This is a genomic window from Pantoea sp. CTOTU46764, from assembly GCF_031974595.1.
In the GTDB taxonomy this organism is placed as follows: domain Bacteria; phylum Pseudomonadota; class Gammaproteobacteria; order Enterobacterales; family Enterobacteriaceae; genus Pantoea; species Pantoea trifolii.
In genome coordinates this window covers 1-22770 of record NZ_DALYOQ010000085.1, presented here as the reverse complement: position 1 = coordinate 22770, position 22770 = coordinate 1, and the positions used below count along the sequence as shown (strand labels likewise).

At 56.7% G+C, this 22770-nt stretch carries 21 protein-coding genes; 9 read left to right on the top strand and 12 right to left on the bottom strand.

Annotated elements, in window-relative coordinates:
- Positions 1-416: 416 nt before the first annotated feature.
- The gene (locus RTM06_RS20600; protein ID WP_312184547.1) at positions 417-1883 is read right to left on the bottom strand and encodes an AlkA N-terminal domain-containing protein; all 1467 of its coding nucleotides are present in this window, start codon (positions 1881-1883) and stop codon (positions 417-419) included.
- 158 nt (positions 1884-2041) lie between these two features.
- Between RTM06_RS20600 and RTM06_RS20595 the strand changes: the two genes are divergently transcribed.
- From RTM06_RS20595 to pnuC, 3 genes are all read left to right on the top strand, one after another.
- Complete coding sequence (locus RTM06_RS20595; RefSeq protein ID WP_154153333.1) at positions 2042-2539, top strand: methylated-DNA--[protein]-cysteine S-methyltransferase; 498 nt, start codon at positions 2042-2044, stop codon at positions 2537-2539.
- A gap of 135 nt (positions 2540-2674) precedes the next feature.
- A complete protein-coding gene (gene nadA, locus RTM06_RS20590) occupies positions 2675-3736 on the top strand; it encodes a quinolinate synthase NadA (protein WP_312184546.1) in 1062 nt (353 codons plus the stop codon).
- Between the two features lie 27 nt (positions 3737-3763).
- On the top strand, positions 3764-4486 hold the full coding sequence (pnuC, locus tag RTM06_RS20585; RefSeq protein WP_256695946.1) for a nicotinamide riboside transporter PnuC: 723 nt from the start codon (positions 3764-3766) through the stop codon (positions 4484-4486).
- Here the strand turns inward: pnuC and zitB are convergent.
- The 4 genes from zitB to RTM06_RS20565 form a co-directional block, all read right to left on the bottom strand.
- Positions 4480-5448, bottom strand: coding sequence for a CDF family zinc transporter ZitB (zitB, locus tag RTM06_RS20580; protein WP_256695947.1), 969 nt, complete (start codon positions 5446-5448; stop codon positions 4480-4482). The genes pnuC and zitB overlap by 7 nt on opposite strands.
- Entirely contained in the window at positions 5417-8461 is a 3045-nt protein-coding gene (locus RTM06_RS20575) for an ATP-binding protein (RefSeq protein ID WP_312184548.1), read from the bottom strand. The genes zitB and RTM06_RS20575 overlap by 32 nt, the downstream gene beginning before the upstream one ends.
- 23 nt (positions 8462-8484) lie before the next feature.
- A complete protein-coding gene (locus RTM06_RS20570) occupies positions 8485-9069 on the bottom strand; it encodes a response regulator transcription factor (protein ID WP_312184545.1) in 585 nt (194 codons plus the stop codon).
- A gap of 103 nt (positions 9070-9172) precedes the next feature.
- Positions 9173-9508, bottom strand: a complete 336-nt coding sequence (locus RTM06_RS20565; protein WP_256698382.1) for a YbgS-like family protein — start codon at positions 9506-9508, stop codon at positions 9173-9175.
- A gap of 300 nt (positions 9509-9808) precedes the next feature.
- Between RTM06_RS20565 and aroG the strand changes: the two genes are divergently transcribed.
- Entirely contained in the window at positions 9809-10861 is a 1053-nt protein-coding gene (gene aroG, locus RTM06_RS20560; protein ID WP_008109046.1) for a 3-deoxy-7-phosphoheptulonate synthase AroG, read from the top strand.
- Between the two features lie 60 nt (positions 10862-10921).
- Here aroG and gpmA read toward each other — a convergent pair whose 3' ends face one another.
- The 6 genes from gpmA to modE form a co-directional block, all read right to left on the bottom strand.
- Complete coding sequence (gpmA, locus tag RTM06_RS20555) at positions 10922-11674, bottom strand: 2,3-diphosphoglycerate-dependent phosphoglycerate mutase (RefSeq protein WP_008109047.1); 753 nt, start codon at positions 11672-11674, stop codon at positions 10922-10924.
- A 150-nt stretch (positions 11675-11824) separates the two neighbouring features.
- Positions 11825-12859: a galactose-1-epimerase gene (galM, locus tag RTM06_RS20550; protein WP_312184544.1), complete on the bottom strand. Its 1035-nt coding sequence runs from the start codon at positions 12857-12859 to the stop codon at positions 11825-11827.
- Positions 12853-14001, bottom strand: coding sequence for a galactokinase (gene galK, locus RTM06_RS20545; protein ID WP_312184543.1), 1149 nt, complete (start codon positions 13999-14001; stop codon positions 12853-12855). Before galK ends, galM begins: the two co-directional genes overlap by 7 nt.
- Positions 14002-15045, bottom strand: coding sequence for a galactose-1-phosphate uridylyltransferase (gene galT / locus RTM06_RS20540; RefSeq protein ID WP_008109054.1), 1044 nt, complete (start codon positions 15043-15045; stop codon positions 14002-14004).
- Between the two features lie 215 nt (positions 15046-15260).
- On the bottom strand, positions 15261-16733 hold the full coding sequence (gene modF, locus RTM06_RS20535) for a molybdate ABC transporter ATP-binding protein ModF (protein ID WP_312184542.1): 1473 nt from the start codon (positions 16731-16733) through the stop codon (positions 15261-15263).
- A 76-nt stretch (positions 16734-16809) separates the two neighbouring features.
- The gene (modE, locus tag RTM06_RS20530; protein ID WP_312184541.1) at positions 16810-17592 is read right to left on the bottom strand and encodes a molybdenum-dependent transcriptional regulator; all 783 of its coding nucleotides are present in this window, start codon (positions 17590-17592) and stop codon (positions 16810-16812) included.
- A 117-nt stretch (positions 17593-17709) separates the two neighbouring features.
- On the opposite strand from modE, the gene RTM06_RS20525 reads away from it, so the two are divergent.
- The 4 genes from RTM06_RS20525 (at position 17710) to modC (ending at position 20517) form a co-directional block, all read left to right on the top strand.
- Positions 17710-17868: an AcrZ family multidrug efflux pump-associated protein gene (locus tag RTM06_RS20525; protein ID WP_007890616.1), complete on the top strand. Its 159-nt coding sequence runs from the start codon at positions 17710-17712 to the stop codon at positions 17866-17868.
- A gap of 128 nt (positions 17869-17996) precedes the next feature.
- A complete protein-coding gene (gene modA, locus RTM06_RS20520; protein WP_312184540.1) occupies positions 17997-18770 on the top strand; it encodes a molybdate ABC transporter substrate-binding protein in 774 nt (257 codons plus the stop codon).
- Positions 18767-19459: a molybdate ABC transporter permease subunit gene (gene modB, locus RTM06_RS20515; protein WP_008109064.1), complete on the top strand. Its 693-nt coding sequence runs from the start codon at positions 18767-18769 to the stop codon at positions 19457-19459. The genes modA and modB overlap by 4 nt, the downstream gene beginning before the upstream one ends.
- Positions 19459-20517 (top strand): molybdenum ABC transporter ATP-binding protein ModC, encoded by a 1059-nt coding sequence (modC, locus tag RTM06_RS20510; protein WP_312184539.1) that lies wholly within the window; start codon positions 19459-19461, stop codon positions 20515-20517. Before modB ends, modC begins: the two co-directional genes overlap by 1 nt.
- A gap of 32 nt (positions 20518-20549) precedes the next feature.
- Here the strand turns inward: modC and RTM06_RS20505 are convergent, their stop codons facing one another.
- On the bottom strand, positions 20550-21368 hold the full coding sequence (locus RTM06_RS20505) for a pyridoxal phosphatase (RefSeq protein ID WP_312184538.1): 819 nt from the start codon (positions 21366-21368) through the stop codon (positions 20550-20552).
- A 148-nt stretch (positions 21369-21516) separates the two neighbouring features.
- On the opposite strand from RTM06_RS20505, the gene pgl reads away from it, so the two are divergent.
- Positions 21517-22509 (top strand): 6-phosphogluconolactonase, encoded by a 993-nt coding sequence (gene pgl / locus RTM06_RS20500; RefSeq protein WP_312184537.1) that lies wholly within the window; start codon positions 21517-21519, stop codon positions 22507-22509.
- Positions 22510-22770: the final 261 nt, after the last annotated feature.

The following is a 22770-nucleotide window of genomic DNA, read 5'->3' as shown; positions in this document are numbered from 1 at the left end:
GAGCAGTTGACTTTTAATCAATTGGTCGCAGGTTCGAATCCTGCACGACCCACCAGTTATGTAGAAAGGCGCCCTAAAGGCGCCTTTTTGCTTTTCTACATTTTAGAAAAAATTCTAGCGATGTTGCTTTGGGATCGGTGCCGGGCTCTAAAAGGCGGGACGGATCGCGAAGACACAACACATCCCTGTGGATCGGCCTCGCCATCCATGGCTCGGACGCTTCGCTCCTTCCGCTCCCGCCTTTCAGAGCTTTCAGGCTCAAAAGTCGCTTCTAAAATTAGTGCACATTTTTGCATAAAGGCGGGGATAAGGGGCGGTGGAGTAAAGCTTCCGGCGCATGGATGCGCCGGCAGAGCCTACAGGGATGTATCCACGGCGACTTTACGCAACCGCCCCTTATTTCCGCCTGAAACGCACTATTTAGATTTCTTAACCGGTGTCAGACTTTTCCAGATATGCAGCACCGCATAGCTGCGCCAAGGTCGCCAAACCTGCGATAACTGCTCCGCCTCTTTGGCACTCACGCCGCCGAGGTTATTACGAATCGCAATATCCTCTTTGGGGAACGCATCAGGCCAACGCAGTGCGCGCATCGCGATATAACTTGCCGTCCACGGCCCAATCCCTTTCAGCGCCAGTAACTGCTGCTGAACCACATCAGGATTCACCGCACCGTTGAAGCGCAATGCGCCAGAAGCACAGGCCTGAGCCAGTGCCTGAATGGCATGTGAACGCGCACTGACAATCCCCAGGCTGGCGATATCATCGATGCTCGCCGCCGCCAGTGACTCCGCATTCGGCGGCAAACGCGAAAGTTCTGGCCACGGCGTTACCAGCGGCTCACCAAAGCGCTGTGCCATTTGGCTACTTAACGTGGTTGCCGCTTTAACCGTAACCTGCTGGCCGAGTATCGCGCGCACACCCAACTCAAAGCCGTCAAACGCACCAGGAACGCGTAAACCGGGAAAGCGAGATAAGCTCTCGGCTAAAAGCGGATCGTGGCTTAGATGCTCTGCTCTGCCCTGTGGCTGAGCATCCAGGTCAAACAGATCGCGCAGACGACGTAGTAAAGCGGGCAGCACCGGCGTCAACGACGTTGTGAATTGCACCTTCAGCGACTGTTTCTCCGCAAGATGGCTCACGCGCACCCAGCCGCGACAGTTGCCCAGCGCCACGGTGCGGTGATAAATGCCCTCATTCACCCATTCCACGTCCTTCATCACGCGCTGCTGCAGGAAATCGAGCATCGCATCCCAATCGTAAGGCGGTCGATAACTCAGGCGCAGTTTGGCGCTCTCCTGCGTGGTCTTCACGGCATCAGGTTGATTCTGTTTACGCAGGCGGGAAGGCGTCATGCGATAGCGCGACTGGAACACATCGTTAAAACGCCTCAGACTGCGAAAGCCGCTGGCGTAAGCAATTTCTGTTACCGGCAGTGAGGTTTCCGTCAGAAGTTGCTTAGCGAGCAGCATACGACGTGTCTGACGCAGCTCTAAAGGCGATACGCCGAGCTCCTGCTGCACCACGCGACGTAATTGACGTTCACTCAGGTCAAACTCGCTAGCGATGTCTGCCAGCGTTTCCTGTTCTTCCAGCATGCCTTCTTCGATGCGGCGAATTAAACGGTCGGCAATGCGGTGATGGCTATCCACCGGCGCAGATCCGGGTGCCAGTTCCGGACGGCAGCGTAAACACGGGCGGAAGTGCGCTTTCTCGGCGGCCTCTGCGCTGTTAAAAAACAGGCAGTTCTTCTGCATCGGCGCTTTTACCGGACAAATGGGGCGGCAATAAATGCCGGTGGATGTCACGCCAACAAAAAACAGCCCGTCGAAGCGGCTATCGCGCGACGTTAGGGCCTGGTAAGCAATTTCAGCATCAAACATCATTGTCTCCGGCAAATAAACGGCATAGTCGCGCAAGCTGAACAGGAAAACTCGCTGCTTTCGGACAGCTAACCAGTTTATGCTGATGACCGAAAACAGCCAGTTTCCTGCGGCGGAAATGCGATAATCGCCAGCAGAGATTAAGCCGGAGGTGCACCATGTATCATGCCAAAATCATCGCAACGCCCGTTGGCGAGCTCACGCTTGTCGCCACCGATAAAGGATTGTCGGCGATTCTGTGGGAAAACGAAGGGGCGCAGCGCGTGCCGTTGAAGCCGATTAGCCGTAACGATCAGCATCCGATTCTGTGTGAGGCCGAGCGCCAGCTGCGCGAATATTTCGCCGGTGAGCGTCAGCAGTTTGATATGCCGTACGACACTGTCGGCACCGAGTTCCAGAAAAAAGTGTGGCAAGCGTTGCTCACTATTCCGTTTGGTGAAACGCGCAGCTACCTGCAAATCGCCGAGCAGATCGGCAATCCCAAAGCGGTGCGCGCCGTGGGTGCAGCCAACGGTAAGAACCCGCTATCGATTATGGCGCCGTGCCATCGCGTGATTGGCAGCAACGGCAAACTCACTGGTTTTGCGGGCGGGCTCAGCGTCAAAGCCTTCCTGCTGGAGCTGGAAAGCCCACAGAAGAGCACATTGTTGCTGTAGAGCGCGCAAAAAAGAGACGACACTCTCGCGCAATTCCGTTATCGTGTTTAGCATATAAAACACGATGGCGGTTTCGATGCCGCATCATTGCCGTAAAAGGCAATTTTGTTAAATTGAGAAAACGAGAGCCGTGTCATGAGTCTGATGTTTGATCCTGAAAGCGCGATCTATCCTTTCCCGCCGAAACCGGTACGTCTCAGTGACGATGAGAAATCCCACTACAAAAACAAAATCAAACGCTTGCTGAAAGAACGTGATGCGGTGATGGTGGCGCATTACTACACCGATCCCGAAATTCAGGCGCTGGCGGAAGAGACCGGCGGCTGCGTATCGGACTCACTGGAAATGGCGCGTTTCGGCAGCACCCACTCCGCCAAAACCTTGCTGGTGGCGGGCGTGCGTTTTATGGGCGAAACCGCAAAAATTCTTAGCCCGGAAAAAACCGTGCTGATGCCCACCTTGCAGGCGGAATGCTCGCTCGATCTCGGGTGCCCGATTGAGGAATTTAACCGCTTCTGCGATCAGCATCCCGATCGCACCGTGGTGGTGTATGCCAACACCTCGGCGGCGGTGAAGGCGCGCGCGGATTGGGTCGTCACCTCAAGCATCGCGGTTGAGCTGATTGAACATCTCGACAGCCTCGGCGAGAAAATTATCTGGGCACCGGATCGCCATCTTGGCCGCTACGTCACGCAAAAATCCGGCGCAGATGTGCTGTGCTGGCAGGGCGCTTGTATCGTGCATGACGAGTTCAAAACGCAGGCTTTGCAACGTATGAAGGCGCTCTATCCGGATGCGGCGGTGCTGGTGCATCCTGAATCACCGCAGGCGATTGTCGATCTGGCCGATGCGGTGGGATCGACCAGCCAGCTGATTCAGGCGGCGCAAAGCTTGCCGCATCCACAGATGATCGTCGCCACCGATCGCGGCATCTTCTACAAAATGCAGCAGGCGGTGCCGAACAAAGAGTTGCTGGAAGCGCCAACCGCAGGCGAGGGCGCAACCTGCCGCAGCTGTGCGCACTGTCCGTGGATGGCGATGAACGGCCTGAAAGCGATTGCCGAAGGACTGGAACGTGGCGGCAGCGAGCATGAAATCCATGTCGATGCTGCACTGCGCGAGGCCGCGTTGATCCCGCTTAATCGCATGCTATCCTTTGCTGCAGATCTCAAACTTAAAATCAAAGGGAATGCATGACGGGCTCCCGTTACACAGGCATCTTATATGGACTTCTTTAGCACGCAAAATATTCTGGTTCACATTCCGCTTGGCGTTGGCGGCTACGATCTGTCATGGATCGAAGCCGTTGGCACGATTGCGGGCTTGCTGTGTATCTGGCTCGCCAGCCTCGAAAAAATCATCAACTACTTTTTCGGGCTGATTAACGTCACGCTGTTTGCGGTGATCTTCTTCCAGATTCAGCTCTACGCCAGCTTATTGCTGCAGCTGTTCTTCTTCGTCGCCAACGTTTACGGCTGGTACGCGTGGAGTCGGCAAACCGCCAATAACGAAACTGAGCTGAGAATTCGCTGGCTGCCGCGCTCAAAAGCCTTGGGTTGGGGCGCGGCGTGCGTGGTGGCGATTGCGCTGATGACGGTGTATATCGATCCGGTGTTTGCCTTCCTGACCAAAACCGCAGTCGGCATCATGCAGAGTCTTGGCCTCAACGTGGCGATGCCGCAGCTGCAGCCGGACGCTTTCCCGTTCTGGGATTCGTGCATGATGGTGCTGTCGATTGTGGCGATGATTCTGATGACGCGGAAATACGTTGAGAACTGGCTGCTGTGGGTGGTGATCAACGTGATTAGCGTGATGATCTTTGCGCGTCAGGGCGTTTATGCCATGTCACTGGAGTACGTCATTCTGACGCTGATTGCGCTCAACGGTTCGCGTCTGTGGATGCAAAGCGCACGCGAACATGGCTCGCGCGCGCTGTCACATCAGTGATGATGATGAGCATGACCTTCCAGCGCAGCATGATCGTGGTGATCGTGCTGCGCAGCGCTATTATTTAAACACAACTCGCAGTCCGGTCCGCTGCACGGTTGATACTCCATCTGCACCGTGGCGTGGGCAATCTGATAGTGCTCATGTAGATATTTGTGGATGCGCTTAAGCAGGCCGTCATGATCGTAAGGCGGAATCACCTGTACATGCAGCGTCAGCACCGGCTTCTCACCCACTTGCCACAGATGAACGTGATGCACGTTACGCACTTCATCGATATTGCGCGTCAGCTCGCGCGACAATTTATCCGCGTTGATATGACCCGGCGCACCTTCCAGCAGCTCATGCAGACTCTCGCGCAGCAGCGACCAGGCACTGCGCACCACCAGCAATGACACCAGCAGCGACAGAATCGGGTCGATTGGCGTCCAGCCGGTCAGCATGATGATCACCGCCGCGACAATCGCACCGACCGAACCCAGTAAATCGCCCAGCACATGCAACGCCGCCGCACGCACGTTGAGGTTTTTCTCTTCGCTGCCGCGATGCAGCAGCCAGAATGACAGCAGATTCGCCAGCAATCCGGCAATGGCGATGCCGAGCATCAATCCGCCGGCAATTGGCTGTGGCTCGTAGAAGCGACGCAGCGCTTCCCAGACAATCAGCACCGTTATCACTAAAAGTGCAATGGCGTTGACGAACGCCGCTAAGGTGGTAAGACGCAGCAAGCCGAAGGTATGACGTGCGTTGGGTTTACGCTGAGCAAACTGCACCGCAAGTAATGCCATCAGTAGCGCGGCGGCATCGGTCAACATATGCCCGGCATCAGCCAGCAGCGCCAGCGAGCCAGAAACCAGCCCGCCAATCACTTCTGCCACCATAAACACTGCCGTTACGCCAAACGCCGCGGCCAGCCGCGTGCGGTTACTGTTAGCTGCGCCGTGGGAATGAGTGTGTGCCATAATTTTCCAGTTGTTTAAGTAACCTGTTTGTTAATGATATCAGTAAATTGAGATCCTCAAGCGGCAATTGCTGCCGTTGGGTCTGCACAATCAACTGCTGACAGCGCTCGGCAACCTCATCCATACCGAGCATCAACCAGCTGCCTTTCATGCGGTGCGCCGCCTGTTCCAGGGCTGACCAGTTTTGCGCATCGCGCGCGCTGAGCAGCGAATCCCGATCCTGTTGCAGCGTGCGCTGCAAGGTCTGGCAGATGCGCGGAATAAACGCCTGATTATTGTGCGCCAGAATCAGCAGGCTGTTTGGCAACGCATCCAGTGGATCTTTTATCGCGCGCGCCAGCAACGGTGCCAGATGATCGAGCTCGATGGGTTTAAGCAGCAAGGCTTCGTCATCCTGCAGGGCGATTTTCAGCAACTGAACATCCGCAGAGCACAGCACGCGCAGCGTGTTGCTGCCGCGCTGGCGCTGACGGCGGCGCAGAATACGCAGCAGCGTTAAACCGTCCGGGCGCGGCATCATTTGATCGATAAACAGAATATCGAAGGCGCGCTGGGCATCGGCGCGCAGCAGCGCGCGGCCCTCTTCAAACACCTGCGACTGCACACCAAAGTTCGCCAGCTGCTGCTGCATCACCAAAAGATTGGTCGGGTGATCGTCCACGATCGCGACGCGCAGCTGCGGGTAACGTGGCCAGCTGGCTGTGCGCTCGGTTAACGGCTCTTCGCTCAGTACTAACGGCAACTGCACGCTGACCGTGGTGCCGCTGCCAGGTTGTGAAGTGAGTGTTAGCGTACCGCCCATTCGCTGCACAATCTCGCGACAGATAAACAAACCCAACCCGCTACCTTGTACCGCATGGCTTTTGCCGGATGGCGCCTGATACCAGGGTTCAAACAGCTCTGCCTGCTCGTTAAGCGGAATACCGCTGCCGGTGTCGGCCACCGTAAGTTGAATATGCGCATCAACCGCCAGCGACAGGCGCACTTCGCCTTCGCGGGTAAACTTCAGGGCGTTGGCCACCAGATTATTCACCACCTGCTGCAGGCGATCGCCATCCAGCAGCACGCTGGCAGGCAGCGGCGTCAGCGCTTCGGCAATCAGGTTTGGCCCGGCATCGCGCATCAAGGGATGATAGAACTGCTGCTGTTGCTGCAGCCAGAGCGTCAGATTGAGCGGGCGCGGCGCCAGGCGGAAGCTCTGGCTCTCAATGCGAGCGTGATCCTGCAAGTCGTTTAGCAGCGCCATCAGCGAGCGCGCGCTGCTGTGCATTAGCGCCAGCCGTTCGCTCGGGTGCTGCTGCTGTTCCAGCTCCAGCAAACCGAGAATCGCCTGCATCGGCGTGCGCAGTTCGTGGCTGGCGGTGGCGAGAAACTGGCTCTTGGCGGCGTTGGCGCGTTCGGCCTGTTCACGTTGCAATCGATCACGACGCTGCTGCCAGTAACGACGCGCCAGCAAACCCAGCAGCAACAGAATAATTACGCCTGCCGCGATCAAAATCATCAGCGGGATATTGCGCATCGCCATCGTCGTACCAGGCTGCGGCGGCTGTGACCAACTGACGCGCATCTGATTAAGCGTATCGGGCGGGATCTGCTGTAATGCATGGTCGAGCAGGGCGCGCAGCTCAGGTTGTTGTGCACTGACCTGCGGCGCCAGCGGCCAGGCGATATCGCCGGCGGCAAACGCCAGATGCACACGATTTTCTTCGTGACTCGCCATACGCCAGCGGGCGGAGAGCACGTTATCCACCAGCGCATCAATCTGGCCACTATTCAGTGCTTGCCACAGCTGCGCCCGGTCGTCGAACGGTTGTGGCGTAACGCCCGATGGCAGCAAACGCGAAGCTAAGTCGTCACGCAACACACCCACGCGCTGGCCTTGTAACGATTGCCAGTTCATCGGTTGATGGGTGGCGAGCGTGTAAATCCCCCAAATGGCGCGCCATACCGGCAAGGTGTTGCTGCCGGGATCGTCGCCGTACAGCGGCTGCAACAGATTCAGCATCACCTGCTGTTGCTGCAAAAGCGTGGCGGCCTGCTGCGGATTGTTGACCCAGCGCGGAGTAAAACGCAGGCCGGTACTTTGGCTCAAGGCGTTGAGCAGGTCGATGCCGAAGCCGCGCGCATTGCCGCTGCTGTCGCGATAACTCCATGGCGCGTTATCTGCCTCAACCGCATAGGGAATTTCGTTGTGCTGTGCCAGCCACTGCTTTTCGCTGGCCGACAGCATCAATGTTTGCGTGTCCTGATAACGCAGCAGCGGCGGGCTCCAGCGCTGCTGGACGCGACTGCTGAACTCGGCGGGCAGCAGGCGCAGCTGACTGTTAAGCCAGTGGATCAAGGCGGCATCGCGCGTCAGCGCACGTAGCGTCAGTTCGCCCGCGCCGGGATCGGCGGTAATTTGGTAGATTTGTCCTTGCTGCAGCTGGCCCAGCAGGAAACCGGCGCTGGCCTCATCGGCGACCAGGTAATCACTCTGCTGATTGAGCAGCGCGTACAGCGCCTGCAGATCGCCCGGCAAAGTATGCCAGCGATGCTGCTGGACAAATTCGGCGGGCAATTGCGCTAACGTCGCCTCGGCAATGGTCAGCTGCGCGGTATCGCTGTTAAACATCACCGCGCGCTGATTATCCCGGTTGCGATAGATACGAATCGGGCTGCTGTACCAGCTGTCGCTGAGCAAAACATCGGGCGGTAGCTCGGCGTGTTGATTACTTAACACCAAATCCACCTCGCCGCGCTGCAAGGCAGCCAATTGCTGCGCGCGATCGGCATAGCTTTGCAGCGTGAAACGGGTGCCGGTCAGCTGGCTAAGGGCGCTGAGATAGTCGGCGTCGATGCCCCAGATGTGATCGCCAATGCGCATCGCCCAAGGGGCGCTGTTTTGTGCCGGCACCGCGACGCGCAAGGTTGCCTCCGGCCACGGCTCGGCGTGCGGCGCTGGCATCATTGCGGGTAACATCACGCTGCTGGCGGGTTGCAGATCGGCTTTCGCCATCACACTCAGCACCATCAGGCTGAGCAGTAGCCAAATCCTCACTGCTGCGCTTTCCACAGCTCAGCCAGCTCAACCACCGATTGCACGCCGGTTTTCTCCAGGATGTTTTTCTTGTGGGTGCTGACGGTTTTATTGCTGATGTGCAGCTGCTCGCCAATCTGCAGATTCGATAAGCCGCGCACCAGCAGCGCCACAATCTGCTGCTCTTTCTCGGTTAACGGCAGTTCGATACGCTCTGGCAGCGGCGGAAAAGCCAGTTGTCCGCCAAGTACTGCCAGAATCGCACTCAATAGTTGCGCCATGCTTTGGCTTTTCACCACGTAACCGGCGGCGCCCAGCGATACCGCGCTGAGCAGCGTGTGGCGGCTCTGCTGCGCGGAATAGATTAATACCGGGCAGTGCTGATTGCGCACGCGTAACCGGCGCAGCAGCTCAAGGCCGTCGCAATCGGGTAAGCCTATATCCAGCACAATTAAATCGATGGGATGATGCTGCAGCAGTTGGCGTGCCTGAGCTTCGTCGCCAGCGGCGTGAATTTTCAGCGTGATGGGAGCATTAACGCAAGCCGCTTCCAGTGCGACTTCAACTAACGGGTGATCATCAATAAGCAGCAATGAAGCCATGAATCAGTTCCTGTGAATTTCATTGCTTCAGCATAGCGGAAAAGGGCGGGGGGCAAAATAAAAGGGAGAGCCGAAGCTCTCCCGATTGATACCAATGACTTACTTATTGCGTGGTGCCATCGGTCTTATGATGCTTGGTTCCGACTTTTTTGTTCATGTCAGGGCATTTGCCCTCTTTACACATTGAATTTTTATGAACCTGTTCCGCAGACATATTGCTGGTGTCGGTGCCGGATGTTGCAGCGCTATTGGTGTTCATGCTGCCGCTGTTGATTTTGCTATTATCAACTTTATTCGGTGGCAGATTCTGTTTTGCACCACCGGCTGCTGCGCCTGCTTCTGCTGAAGCGTTAGCCGCGCCATTATTGTCTGCAGCCATTACAACACCGCTACCTAAAGTCATCGCTGCCGTCAGAAAGATCATTGCAAACTTATTCATCATTATGCTCCAGTAATTAATGGATAGTTGCCGTCAAACACGCACGGGTGTTAAGTGACGAAAATAGCGTGCCGCGATGGAATAAAATTCCACCTTATACGCTTCGCTTAAATATTAAATTTTGTAAACACCTCATTCCTTAGTGCTTACATTTAAAAAGCTTAGTGCATAGATATATAAATGCAAACTTGAGATATACATTTTAGCCACGGTGCGTAATTTACACCTACCGCGTGAAGGGCTAAAGTGGGCGGGTTGCGCCCGACGGACGTTGGGCCAGAAATTTGAATGGAATTGTGTATGGATTACCAGAACGACGATTTACGCATCAGAGAGATCAAAGAGTTACTTCCTCCTGTTGCCTTGCTTGAGAAATTCCCCGCCACCGATAAAGCTGCCGAAACCGTTGCGCAGTCACGTCAGGCGATTCACCGCATTTTGCATGGCGAAGATGATCGTCTGCTGGTGGTGATCGGTCCGTGCTCGATTCACGATACCCAGGCTGCGCAAGAGTATGCCGCGCGCCTGCTGAAATTGCGTGATGAGTTGAAAGACGATCTCGAAGTGGTGATGCGCGTTTACTTTGAAAAACCGCGCACCACGGTGGGCTGGAAAGGGCTGATCAACGATCCATTTATGGATGGCAGCTTCCAGATCAACGACGGCCTGCGTCTGGCGCGCAAGCTGCTGGTGGATATCAACGACATCGGTTTGCCTGCAGCGGGTGAGTTCCTCGATATGATCACGCCACAATATATGGCCGATCTGATGAGCTGGGGCGCGATTGGCGCACGCACCACTGAATCGCAGGTGCATCGCGAACTCTCTTCCGGCCTCTCTTGCCCGGTGGGCTTCAAAAACGGCACCGACGGCACCATTAAAGTGGCGATTGACGCGATTGGTGCCGCCAGCGCGCCACACTGCTTCTTGTCGGTCACCAAATATGGTCACTCGGCGATTGTCGAAACCAGCGGTAACGAAGATTGCCACATCATTCTGCGCGGCGGCAAAGAGCCGAACTACAGCGCTGAACACGTGGCGGCAGTGAAAACCGGTCTGGAGAAAGCAGGCTTGCGTCCGCAGGTGATGATCGACTTCAGCCATGCCAACAGCAGCAAGCAGTTCCAGCGTCAGATGGTCGTTTCTGATGACGTGGCACAGCAAATTGCCGGCGGTGAGCAGGCGATTACTGGCGTGATGATCGAGAGTCATCTGGTGGAAGGCAATCAGAGCCTCGAAAGCGGCAAACCGCTGGTGTACGGCCAGAGCGTGACCGATGCCTGCATCGGCTGGGAAGACACCGAGAAAGCGTTGCGTCAGCTGGCTCAGGCGGTCAAACAGCGTCGCGGTTAAGCTTCGCGGCAATAAAAAAGGCCAGACTCGCGTCTGGCCTTTTTGCGTTTCAGCGGTCGCTTACTTCGCTTTACCCTGGTTTGCTACGGCAGCGGCTTTCGCAGCAATCTCGTCAGCATCACCCAGATAGTAACGTTTGAGCGGCTTGAAGTTCTCGTCGAACTCATACACCAATGGCACGCCAGTTGGGATGTTCAGTTCGAGGATCTCGTCTTCGCTCAGATTGTCGAGGTATTTTACCAGCGCACGCAGTGAGTTGCCGTGTGCAGCAACAATCACTTTCTCACCGCTCTTAATGCGCGGCAGAATGCTTTCGTTCCAGTAAGGAATCACGCGTTCGATGGTCAGCGCCAGGCTTTCGGTGGTTGGCAGCTGTGCGTCAGTCAATGAAGCGTAACGCGGATCGTGGCCAGGGAAACGCTCATCAGCGCGATCCAGCTCTGGTGGGGTGATGGCAAAGCCACGACGCCACTGTTTCACTTGCTCGTCACCGTATTTAGCGGCGGTTTCTGCTTTATCCAGACCTTGCAGCGCACCGTAGTGACGCTCGTTCAGACGCCAGGTTTTCTCAACCGGCAGCCAAGCCTGATCCAGCTCATCCAGCACGTTCCACAGCGTGTGGATAGCGCGCTTCAGCACTGAGGTGTAAGCGAAATCAAACACGAAACCTTCTTTCTTCAGCAGCTGACCGGCTGCTTTGGCTTCAGTGCGACCTTTGTCAGACAGGTCAACGTCGTACCATCCGGTGAAGCGGTTTTCCTGGTTCCACTGGCTTTCGCCGTGTCGCACCAGTACCAGCTTAGTTACGGCCATAGCTTTACTCCTTAATGCTCGATTTACGATTAGTATTGAAACCGGCTGCGGCCACTGAGAAGCGGCTCACTAATAGCGCCATACCATAGCGGAAAACAACGCACTGCGTAAGCCTGTCGGCAGCGCAGTGCGCGTTTTTCATCCGGTGGCTCAGTGCGGCGTGAAGCGATAACGCGTCACGGACTGCCAGCTGTCGCCGGGTTGCAGCCAGCAATCGGGCTGCGGCCACTCTGCATGGTTGGGCGAATCCGGTAAAAATTCGCTCTCCAGAGCGATGCCCTGGAAAGCAGTATAGCTGTCCTGCTCACGGGCGCGTGTTCCCGCCAGATAGTTGCCGCTGTAGAATTGCAGCGCCGGGGCGGCAGTAAACACGCTCAGCTCCAGCTTGCCATCCGCAGACCACAAATGGGCGGCGGGCTGGCTGCTGTCGCCAGCGGTGTTGAGCAAAAAGGCGTGGTCATAGCCTTTCACCGCTTTTTGATCGTCATCGGCGAGGAACTCATCGGCGACGCGCTTCGGCTGGCGGAAATCAAAACTGTTTCCCGCTACCTCTTTCAGCGGCGCGTTAGGAATACCTTCGCTATCCACCGGCAAGTAACGATCGGCGTGCAGTTGTAAGCGATGCTGACGCGCATCACCATGATGCGCATCAAGATTAAAGTAAGCATGGTTGGTCAGGTTGACCGGGCAGGGCTTATCGGTTTGCGCTTCGTAGCGAATCGACAGGCAATTATCATCATCAAGTTGATAGATGACATTGGCGATCAGATTGCCGGGATAACCCTGATCGCCATCCGGTGAATCGAGGCGATAGTGCACCTCGCTTTCGCTCTGACTGAGGATCTGCCAGCGACGTTTATCGAAACCTTCCGGCCCGCCGTGCAGCTGATGTGCGCCCTGATTCGCTGCCAGCAACAGATTAAGCGGCTTCAGTTCGGCCGAGGCGATGCGGTTTGCGTAGCGGCCAATCGTCGCGCCAAGATAGGCATCCTGATGCAGATAATCGGACGGCGTGGCGCAGCCGAGCAGCGCTTCACGCACGCTGTGATCCAGCATTGGCACGCGCGCTGACAGCCAGGTCGCGCCCCAATCCATAAAGGTCGCGACCATGCCGTTGCGATTGCGCAGCACAGTGATGCGCCACGGTTGCCCGTCTGGCGCGTGGGAATTCACATCACTTACCATTGGCCTGCTCCTGCGGACGCTTTGCACACGTAGAAGGTCTCTTTAATGCCGGTTTGTGCTTCATACTTCTCGGCCACCACCGCTTTCACCGCATCGACCAGATCGGTTGGCATCAGCGCCACGATGCAGCCACCAAAGCCGCCGCCGGTCATACGCACGCCGCCGCGCGGGCCGATTTCTGCTTTCACAATCTCAACCAGTTGGTCGATTTGCGGCACGGTGATTTCAAAATCATCACGCATTGAGGCGTGCGACTCAGCCATCAGTTCGCCCATACGTTTCAGGTCGCCAGCGCTTAACGCATCGGCTGCTTCCAGCGTGCGCGCATTCTCGGTAATGACGTGACGCACGCGTTTGGCTACCAACGCATCCAGTTCGCCTGCTGAGGCTTCGAACTCTTCCAGCGTCACATCGCGCAGCGCCGGTTTATTGAAGAAGCGCGCGCCGGTTTCGCACTGCTCACGACGCGTGTTGTATTCGCTGCCCACCAGGCTGCGACGGAAGTTGGAGTTGATGATCACCACTGCGACATCTTCCGGCATCGATACCGCGCGCGTGCCAAGCGTGCGGCAATCCAGCAGCATGGCGTGATCCGGCTGACCGAGCGCGGAGATCAGCTGATCCATGATGCCGCAGTTGCAGCCGACAAACTGGTTTTCCGCTTCCTGACCGTTCACAGCAATCGCTGCGCCGTCCAGTTTCAGTGCATACAGCTGCTGGAATACGGTGCCGACCGCCACTTCCAGCGACGCCGAAGAGCTCAGGCCCGCGCCTTGTGGCACGTTGCCGCTGATCACCATATCGACGCCACCAAAGCTGGCATCGCGTTTCTGCAGATGTTTCACCACGCCGCGCACGTAATTGGCCCACATTGGCTCTTTCAGCGGCTCGATCGGCGCATCCAGTGAGAAGCTATCCTGCTGATTGTCGTAATCGACGGCAATCACGCGCACCTGACGATCGTCGCGTTTGGCGCAGGCAATCACGGTTTGATAATCGATGGCGCACGGCAGCACGAAGCCATCGTTGTAATCGGTGTGTTCGCCGATCAGATTGACGCGGCCCGGCGCCTGAATGCTGTGCGTGGCTGGATAGCCGAAGGTGTCAGCGAATACCTGTTGAGTAATGGATTTTAATGACATTTATTGCGCCTCGCGGAAATGGACATCGCTGACAGAACGCAGACGTTCAGCTGCCTGTTCCGCCGTTAAATCACGTTGGGTTTCGGCCAGCATTTCATAGCCAACCATAAATTTGCGCACCGTGGCTGAACGCAGCAACGGTGGATAGAAGTGCGCATGCAGCTGCCAGTGATCGTTACTTTCGCCATTGAACGGCGCGCCGTGCCAACCCATTGAATAGGGGAATGAGCACTGGAACAGGTTGTCGTAGCGGCTGGTGAGCTGCTTGAGCGCCAGCGCCAGATCGGTGCGCTGTGGCTCGGTGAGATCGGTGATGCGTTTCACATGGGCTTTCGGCAGCAGCAAGGTTTCAAACGGCCACGCCGCCCACCACGGCACCACGGCCAGCCAGTGTTCGGTTTCCACCACCGTGCGGCTGCCATCATTCATTTCACGCGCGGCGTAATCGACCAGCATCGGCGTGCCTTTCTCGGCAAAATAGTGACGCTGATGGTCATCTTCTTTCTGCGCTTCGTTCGGCAGGAAGCTGTTGGCCCAAATCTGACCGTGTGGATGCGGATTGGAGCAGCCCATCGCCGCGCCTTTGTTTTCAAACACCTGCACCCACGGATAATGCTGGCCGAGGTCGGCGGTCTGTTCCTGCCAGGTACGCACGATATCTTCCAGTCCGCTCAGCGGCAGCTCCGGCAGCGTTTTGCTGTGATCCGGCGAGAAGCAGATCACCCGGCTGGTACCACGCGCACTTTCGCAGCGCATCAACAGATCGTCGCTTTGCGGTGCATCTGGCGTGTTGGTCATCAGCGCGGCAAAGTCATTGGTGAACACGTAAGTGCTTTTATAGTTGGGGTTTTTGTCACCGGTAATGCGAGTGTTTCCCGCACAGAGGAAACAGTCAGGATCGTGCGCCGGCAGCTGCTCCAGCGCCGGGGTTTCCTGCGCGCCTTGCCACGGACGCTTAGCGCGATGGGGTGAGACCAGCACCCATTGATCGATCAATGGGTTATAACGGCGATGCGGATGATCGACCGGGTTAAATTTTTCCATGATGAGTCCTGGTAAACGGCAAACAGATAAAAATGATTTTGATCAAAGTAGCACAAAGACCAGCGTGAAAGCGTGATCCAGTCTGGATAAATGGTATCGTTTACACAAGGTGACGATTCTCATTTTGTGGGGTTGTCAGTGCTATTTGCTTACTTACCAGGCAATGAAATGGTAGCGGTTACATTCGTAGGGTCGCCATTTATGGCGACCGCTAATTAACGCAGCGACTCTTGCAGAAACCCGTAACCCTGTTCCTGCGCGACAAAACTCAGACGGTGGGTGATGCACTGCGGGGCATCTTCGGCGTGATGGGAAACAAACAGCAGTTGCGTGCGACCTTCGCCAATCAGCACATCGACAAAGCGACGCACCAGCTGGCGGTTAATCGGATCCAGTCCTTGCAGCGGTTCATCAAGGATCAATAACGTAGGATACTTGACCAGTGCGCGCGCAATCAACACCAGCCGCTGCTGTCCCCACGACAAACTGTGGAACGGCGCATCGGCCAGCTGATTATCCATACCGAGCAACGCCAGCCACTGACGCGCCAGCGCTTTTTGCCGATCGGACACCGCCTGATACAAGCCAATCGAATCGAAGAAGCCAGAGAGCACCACGGTGCGCACATTGCAGCTGACGCGATAATCGAGGTGCAGGCTGCTGCTGACATAACCAATGTGCTGCTTGATATCCCAGATGGTTTCACCGCTGCCGCGTCGGATGCCGAACAGCGTTAAATCGTTGCTGTAACCCTGCGGATGATCGCCGGTCACTAAACTGAGCAGGGTAGATTTACCCGCGCCGTTCGGCCCCACAATCTGCCAGTGTTCGCCGGGATTAACCTGCCAGTTCAGGCCATCAATTACCGCTTTATCGTTGTACGACACCACTCCGTTGCGCAGAACCACGCGCGGCGCATCTTCGGCCAGCTGTGGCAATTGATCCGGCTGATCCGCTTCCGGCAGCGCCATGCCCTCGAGTTTCTCGCTGTGCGCCAGCTGCGCCACCAGCGCTTCGGCCAGAATCGCGCGCCGTTCGCCCATGTGGGTTAACGTGCATTCCGCCAATACGCCAACCTTCTCGACAAAATCGGGAATATCATCAAAGCGATTAAGCACCAGCACCACGCTGTAACCGCTTTGATGCAAATCATTGAGGGTTTGCGCCAGGCTGGCGCGCGACGCCACATCCAGCCCATCGAAGGGTTCATCGAGGATCAGCAAATCCGGCTGGGCCATCAGCGCCTGACACAGCAGCGTTTTGCGCGTCTCGCCGGTGGAGAGGTATTTGAAGCGACGATCGAGCAGATAAGTGATGCCAAACTGCTGCGCCAGCGCCTGACAGCGCGCCTCATCTTTCACTTCGTCCTGAATGATCTGCGCGGCGGTGCGGCCGGTATCGTCTTCGCCTTCACTCAGCAGATCGGTGTTATTGCGTTCCCACTCATCGCTGACCAGTTTTTGCAGCTGCTCTAACGAAAGACGCGTGCGGCGCTGAAAATTCTGCTGCACGCTGCCTTTGCTGGGCTGCAACTCGCCGGAAAGGGCGCGCGCCAGCGATGGCTTGCCGCTGCCGTTGGCGCCGACGAACGCCCAGCTTTCGCCGCTGTTGAGAGTTAAATCGTTGAGGGACAGTGCTCGGGTGTCGCTAAGGTGAAACGTGCCTTGCGAAATTTGCAATAAAGCCATGATCTATTCCGTTTTATGCATCGTGTTGCTCAGTTTTAGCCAGCGATGCAGGCGAAGTCAAATCATGGCGTGGATTTCAGAGCAGTGTGGCGATGATGGCGTGTTCGGCATTAAAACTGGCGGTGACGCTGGCACCAACCTGCAGATTCTGCTGTTTCACCGCGTCATTGCTGACGGTCGCGCACAGCGTTTCGCCGCTCGGCAACGCCATCAATACTTCGCTAACCTGATCGCCGGGCTCAATCGCGCTGATCTGCGCGGCCAGCTGATTATCGCTGCTGTCGGCGGCGTGACTGACGTGAATCCACGGCGCTTTAATCAGCACCAGCACCTCTTTGCCGCTGTCGAGCTGTAGCCGTTCAGCGCTGCGGGCGGTGATCGCCACTTGCAGGCGCGTCACGCCATCGGCGAGCAGCACCTCAATATGCTGCTGCACCTGCTGGTGATCGCTGGCCAGCACCGTACCAAACAGCTGATTGCGCGCGCTGGTTTGCAGCGAGAAGCGCGCAATTGCCGCCAGCAAACTGTCGAGCGGCAAACTGTCGTTTTGCAGCACATCGAAGGCTTTCTGTTGAATCTGCTCCATCAACTGGAACAGCTGAATCAAGCGTTCGCCATAACGCGTCAGCTGCGCGCCGCCGCCGCCTTTGCCGCCGGTCGCGCGATCCACCAGCGTTTGATCGGCCAGCTGATTCATCTCATTGATCGCATCCCAGGCACTTTTGTAACTGATGCCCGCCAGTTTCGCGCCCTGGCTGATGGAGCCGGTTTGCTGCACGCGTTTCAGTAATTCGATGCGGCGCGGATCGGCAAACAGCTTTTGCTGAAGACGAATATGGAGAGAAAGTTCTGCCTGCATGTCAGCTCCTTAGGTTTATCTGACCAGTGTAAGGCCTAAAGTAAAAGCACGAAAAGGGCAGTGCGTTTTTTTCGCTAACCGTTACAATCACTTTTTTATTTTCTGCGTGAGGTTTCCATGCTGGAACTGTTAAAAAGCCTGGCTGTGGCTATCATCATGGTGCCGATTGTGATGGCTATTATGCTCGGTCTGATTTACGGCCTGGGCGAAGTTTTCAACGTCATCTCAAAATTTGGCCGCCGCGACGATCGTCCTGCCAACAGCTCACAACACTAATTTCTCAACGCCCGCTTCCTGCGGGCGTTTTGTTTCTGAACTTCTGTAAAATCCTGCCGATATAAAGCTCATGACGCATTTGTGCGTACGTTGTATTATCAAATATATAACGTAACAAGGAGCAACAAATGCCAACAATCAATTACCGCTGGGCTGCTGCAACCGTTTTAAGCGTTTCGTTGGCCGGTCACGCTGTGGCCGCTGAGAAAATTACCGTGTTCGCGGCGGCATCGCTGACCAATGCGCTGCAGGAGATTGCGACGCAGTATCAGAAGAAAAGCGGCGTAGAAGTGGTCTCTTCATTTGCCTCTTCTTCGGTGCTGGCGCGCCAGATTGATCAGGGCGCACCTGCCGATCTGTTCATCTCTGCCGATCAGCAATGGATGGACGATGTGGTGGCGAAAAACAGCGTAGTGAGCAGCACGCGCTATACGCTGCTTGGCAATGATCTGGTGCTGATTGCGCCGAAAAGCGACGCGGCTAAAGCGGTCACGATTGACAGCAAAACCGACTGGAAAAGCCTGCTGAAAGGCGAGCGGCTGGCGGTGGGCGATCCTGATCACGTGCCCGCTGGCATTTATGCCAAAGAAGCATTACAAAAACTCGGCGCGTGGGACGCTTTATCCCCGCAGCTAGCGCCAGCTAATAATGTGCGTGCCGCGCTGGCGCTGGTTGAGCGTAATGAAACGCCGTACGGCATCGTGTATGGTTCAGACGCGGTGGCCAGCCAAAAAGTGCAGGTCGTGGGACGATTCCCGGAAGATAGCCACAAGCCTGTGGAATATCCGATGGCGATTGTCAAAGAACATCAGAACGCAACGGTAGAAGCCTTCTACAACTATTTGCAGGGGCCGGAAGCCGCTGCCGTGTTTAAACAGTATGGATTCACGCCGAAGAAATGATATTGAGCGATCCCGAATGGCAGGCCGTTTTTCTCAGCCTGAAAGTTTCTTGTGTAGCTGTGATCTGCAGCTTGCCGTTTGGCATCATGATGGCCTGGATTCTGGCGCGCTGCCGCTTTCCGGGCAAAACCCTCTTGGATAGCATCGTCCATCTGCCGCTGGTGCTGCCGCCGGTGGTGGTCGGTTATCTGCTGCTGATCGCTTTAGGCCGTCGCGGTTTTATCGGCGAATGGCTGTATGACTGGTTTGGCTTCACCTTTGCCTTTAGCTGGCGCGGCGCAGTGATCGCTTCGGCGGTGATGGCGTTTCCGCTAATGGTGCGCGCGATTCGTCTCGCGCTGGAAGCGGTGGATACCAAACTGGAGCTGGCCGCCCGCACGCTGGGTGCCGGGCGCTGGCGCGTGTTTTTCACCATCACGCTTCCGCTCACCTTGCCGGGCATTATTGTCGGCACGGTGCTGGCCTTCGCCCGCTCGCTGGGCGAATTTGGCGCCACCATCACTTTTGTCTCCAACATTCCCGGCGAGACGCGTACCATTCCGTCGGCGATGTTCACCCTGATTGAAACGCCGGGTGCGGAAGGCACCGCAGCGCGACTTTGTGCGGTGGCGATAGCGTTAGCGCTGATGTCGCTGGTGGCGTCTGAGCTGCTGGCGCGCTGGGGCCGTAAACGGCTGGGAGCGGCATAATGCTAAATCTGCATCTTTCTCAGCAGTTGGGCGATCACCTGCTCGACGTCAACGTCAACATTCCCGCCAGCGGCATCACCGCCATTTTTGGCGTATCAGGCGCGGGCAAAACCTCGTTAATTAACGCGATTGGCGGATTAACCCAGCCGCAAAGCGGGCGCATCGAATTAAACGATCGCCTGCTGTTCGATTCGGCCACGCGCGTGAATTTGCCGCCAGAGAAGCGCCGTATCGGCTATGTGTTTCAGGATGCGCGGCTGTTCCCGCACTATCGCGTGCGCGGCAATCTGCAATACGGCATGGCGCCCTCAATGAAGCCGCAGTTCAACGCGCTGGTGGCGCTGCTCGGTTTAGAGTCGCTGCTGACGCGTTATCCCGCGTCGCTTTCGGGAGGTGAAAAACAGCGCGTGGCAATTGGCCGCGCTTTGCTGACCGCGCCCGATATTCTGTTGATGGATGAACCGCTGGCATCGCTCGATCTGCCGCGCAAACGTGAGCTGATGCCCTATCTGCAAAAGCTGGCAAAGCAGGTCGATATTCCGATTCTTTACGTGTCGCACAGCCTCGATGAAATCCTGCAGCTGGCGGACAACGTGCTGGTGCTGGATGCCGGTAAGGTGAAGGCCTTTGGGCCGCTGGAGAAAGTGTGGAGCAGTTCGGCGATGCGTCCGTGGCTGCCGCTCGCCGAGCGCACCAGCGTGCTGCGCGTGCAGGTGCTGGAGCAGCATCCCGATTACCCGATGACCGCGCTGTCGCTGGGCGATCAGCATATTTGGGTGAGCCGGGTGAATCAGCCGCTGAAAACGCCGCTGCGTATTCGTATCGCCTCGGCCGATGTGTCGCTGGCCTTGCAGCCGCCGCACAATACTTCGATCCGCAATATTTTGCCGGCGCAGGTGGTTGAGCTGCTGGAGATTGACGATCAGGTGGAAGTGAAGCTGCGTATTGGCATCAGCGAGTTATGGGCGCGCATTTCACCGTGGGCGCGCGATGAGTTGGGGATTCGTCCCGATCAGTGGCTGTATGCGCAGATTAAGAGCGTGTCGATAGCGGCATAACAAGAGGTCGCCATGAATGGCGACCCTACGGATTACAATACTTCCTGATAAATCACTTCGGCGATACCCGGCTCCAGATTGGTGCCAATCACTTTTTTGGCGCGCGCTTTGATGGCGTCATCGGCATTGCCCATCGCCACGCCTAATCCCACCTGTTCCAGCATGCTGAGATCGTTGTAATTGTCACCAAACGCCAGCACGTCTTGCATGCTAAAGCCCTGACTTTCAACCCACTGCGCCAGACGCTTGCCTTTGCTGTTGCCGCCTTTGGCGATATCCACCTGATCGTGCCACGACCATTCACACGCCAGACCGAGTTCGGCTTCGGTGCGTTCGGCAAACTGCTGCAGCGCGCGCGTGTCGGGATGCGACAGCGCGAATTTCCAGATCGAATCAGCGTCAATCGCCGCCTGCGCCAGGCTTGGCACCTGCAGGAACAGCGGACGCTGCGCTTCCGGCAATGATTGCGCCCAGTTAAGCGTCCGCGTCACATGGCCGGTTGGCGTCTGGTAGAGCATCGCATCATCGACATACAGCAGACCGTGGATGTTCTCCTCATCCAGCATCTTAATCACACGCGCGGCTTTGCTTTTATCCAGCGGATCGGCGGCCAGCACCTGTTTCGCCGGATAATCATACAAATAGGTGCCATTACAGCAGATTGCGGGTGTATCCAGCTTAAGTGCCTGATAAAAAGGGTGGATAGCGCAGTGGTGGCGACCGGTGACAATCAACACTTTCACGCCCGCCTGTTGCGCGCGGGCCAGCGCTTCGATGGATTCAGGCAGAATGGTTTTGTTCGGTGTCAGCAGGGTGCCGTCGAGGTCAAGGGCGATTACGCGGTAGCTCATTACACTTTCCGTCCGGGAGTTGGCAAAGCATTGAGTCTACACCCGGCAGCGGCCCTGAGACAAAAAACAGGGCACAAATGAATCCAGCGCGACAAAATGAAACGCGCTACAGTTATCCCTTTCATCAGGCAGCGAATAAGGAAAACGCATGAAACAAGTCGTGTATACCGCCAGTCCCGAGAGCCAGCAGATTCATGCCTGGCAGTTGCAGGAAGATGGCGCACTGACGTTATTGCAGGTAACGGATGTTGCCGGCCAGGTGCAGCCGATGGTGGTGAGCCCGAAGAACGATTTCCTCTATGTAGGTGTTCGTCCGAATTTTCGCGTGCTGGCGTTCCGCATTGCGGCCGACGGTTCGCTGAGCCTGGCCGGTGAAGCGCCGCTGCCGGGCAGCCCAACCCACATCTCCACCGATCGTCACGGTAATTATCTGTTCTGCGGCTCGTACAATGATGCCTGCGTCAGCATCAGCCCGATTGGCAGCGAGGGTTTGCCGCAAGCGCCGAGTCAGGTGATCAGCGGCTTGGACGGCTGCCACTCCGCCAATATCGACCTGAACAACCAAACGCTGTTTGTACCGGCACTGAAGCAGGATCGCATCTGCCTGTATCAACTGAACGCAGACGGTACGCTGTCCCCGCGTGAACAAGCGCAGGTCACCACCGTTGAAGGTGCGGGTCCGCGTCACATGGCTTTCCACCCGAACGGCGCGTATGGCTACGTGGTGAACGAACTGGATAGCAGCGTCGATGTCTGGGCGCTGAACAATGTGCACGGCCAGGTTGAGCGCGTGCAGAGCCTCGACATGATGCCGAAAGATTTCAGCGACACGCGCTGGGCGGCGGACATCCACATCACGCCGGATGGCCGTTTCCTCTATGCTTGCGACCGCACCAGCAGCACTATCACGGTGTTCAGCATCAGTGAAGATGGTTCGGTGCTGGCGATTGAAGGCTACCAGCCGACGGAAACCCAGCCGCGCGGCTTCAATATTGATCACAGCGGTCAATATCTGGTGGCGGCGGGACAAAAATCGCACCATATCGAAGTGTATAAGATTCAGGAGCGCGGCCTGCTTAATCCGCTGGCGCGTTACGCGGTAGGACAAGGCCCAATGTGGGTGGTAATCCACCAGCTGTGATATCTCGTAGGGTCGCCATTCATGGCGTAATGCATGTCAGATAAGCAGTGTGCTGACATCGCAGGGATTCCGCCCGCTAAGCATCTGGCAGTTTCAGAATGCCAAAAGCAGGCGGCCGGGCTAAGGTCCGAAGGCGCGGACCTTAGCAATCCGCGCCTGCGCCGTCCTCGCTGTTCCCTCGCTTATCCTTCCGGCCTGACGGACCGCGCGGATTCGCCTTCCTGGCTCATGCCGCGCTTTCGCCGACGTCCTGTCGGCTCA

What these genes read in the sequence shown, in the direction of transcription:
- RTM06_RS20600 (WP_312184547.1), bottom strand. Translation starts at nt 1,883, where the DNA reads ATGTTTGATGCTGAAATTGCTTACCAGGCCCTAACGTCGCGCGATAGC.
- RTM06_RS20595 (WP_154153333.1), top strand. Translation starts at nt 2,042, where the DNA reads ATGTATCATGCCAAAATCATCGCAACGCCCGTTGGCGAGCTCACGCTT.
- nadA (WP_312184546.1), top strand. Translation starts at nt 2,675, where the DNA reads ATGAGTCTGATGTTTGATCCTGAAAGCGCGATCTATCCTTTCCCGCCG.
- pnuC (WP_256695946.1), top strand. Translation starts at nt 3,764, where the DNA reads ATGGACTTCTTTAGCACGCAAAATATTCTGGTTCACATTCCGCTTGGC.
- zitB (WP_256695947.1), bottom strand. Translation starts at nt 5,448, where the DNA reads ATGGCACACACTCATTCCCACGGCGCAGCTAACAGTAACCGCACGCGG.
- RTM06_RS20575 (WP_312184548.1), bottom strand. Translation starts at nt 8,461, where the DNA reads ATGGTGCTGAGTGTGATGGCGAAAGCCGATCTGCAACCCGCCAGCAGC.
- RTM06_RS20570 (WP_312184545.1), bottom strand. Translation starts at nt 9,069, where the DNA reads ATGGCTTCATTGCTGCTTATTGATGATCACCCGTTAGTTGAAGTCGCA.
- RTM06_RS20565 (WP_256698382.1), bottom strand. Translation starts at nt 9,508, where the DNA reads ATGAATAAGTTTGCAATGATCTTTCTGACGGCAGCGATGACTTTAGGT.
- aroG (WP_008109046.1), top strand. Translation starts at nt 9,809, where the DNA reads ATGGATTACCAGAACGACGATTTACGCATCAGAGAGATCAAAGAGTTA.
- gpmA (WP_008109047.1), bottom strand. Translation starts at nt 11,674, where the DNA reads ATGGCCGTAACTAAGCTGGTACTGGTGCGACACGGCGAAAGCCAGTGG.
- galM (WP_312184544.1), bottom strand. Translation starts at nt 12,859, where the DNA reads ATGGTAAGTGATGTGAATTCCCACGCGCCAGACGGGCAACCGTGGCGC.
- galK (WP_312184543.1), bottom strand. Translation starts at nt 14,001, where the DNA reads ATGTCATTAAAATCCATTACTCAACAGGTATTCGCTGACACCTTCGGC.
- galT (WP_008109054.1), bottom strand. Translation starts at nt 15,045, where the DNA reads ATGGAAAAATTTAACCCGGTCGATCATCCGCATCGCCGTTATAACCCA.
- modF (WP_312184542.1), bottom strand. Translation starts at nt 16,733, where the DNA reads ATGGCTTTATTGCAAATTTCGCAAGGCACGTTTCACCTTAGCGACACC.
- modE (WP_312184541.1), bottom strand. Translation starts at nt 17,592, where the DNA reads ATGCAGGCAGAACTTTCTCTCCATATTCGTCTTCAGCAAAAGCTGTTT.
- RTM06_RS20525 (WP_007890616.1), top strand. Translation starts at nt 17,710, where the DNA reads ATGCTGGAACTGTTAAAAAGCCTGGCTGTGGCTATCATCATGGTGCCG.
- modA (WP_312184540.1), top strand. Translation starts at nt 17,997, where the DNA reads ATGCCAACAATCAATTACCGCTGGGCTGCTGCAACCGTTTTAAGCGTT.
- modB (WP_008109064.1), top strand. Translation starts at nt 18,767, where the DNA reads ATGATATTGAGCGATCCCGAATGGCAGGCCGTTTTTCTCAGCCTGAAA.
- modC (WP_312184539.1), top strand. Translation starts at nt 19,459, where the DNA reads ATGCTAAATCTGCATCTTTCTCAGCAGTTGGGCGATCACCTGCTCGAC.
- RTM06_RS20505 (WP_312184538.1), bottom strand. Translation starts at nt 21,368, where the DNA reads ATGAGCTACCGCGTAATCGCCCTTGACCTCGACGGCACCCTGCTGACA.
- pgl (WP_312184537.1), top strand. Translation starts at nt 21,517, where the DNA reads ATGAAACAAGTCGTGTATACCGCCAGTCCCGAGAGCCAGCAGATTCAT.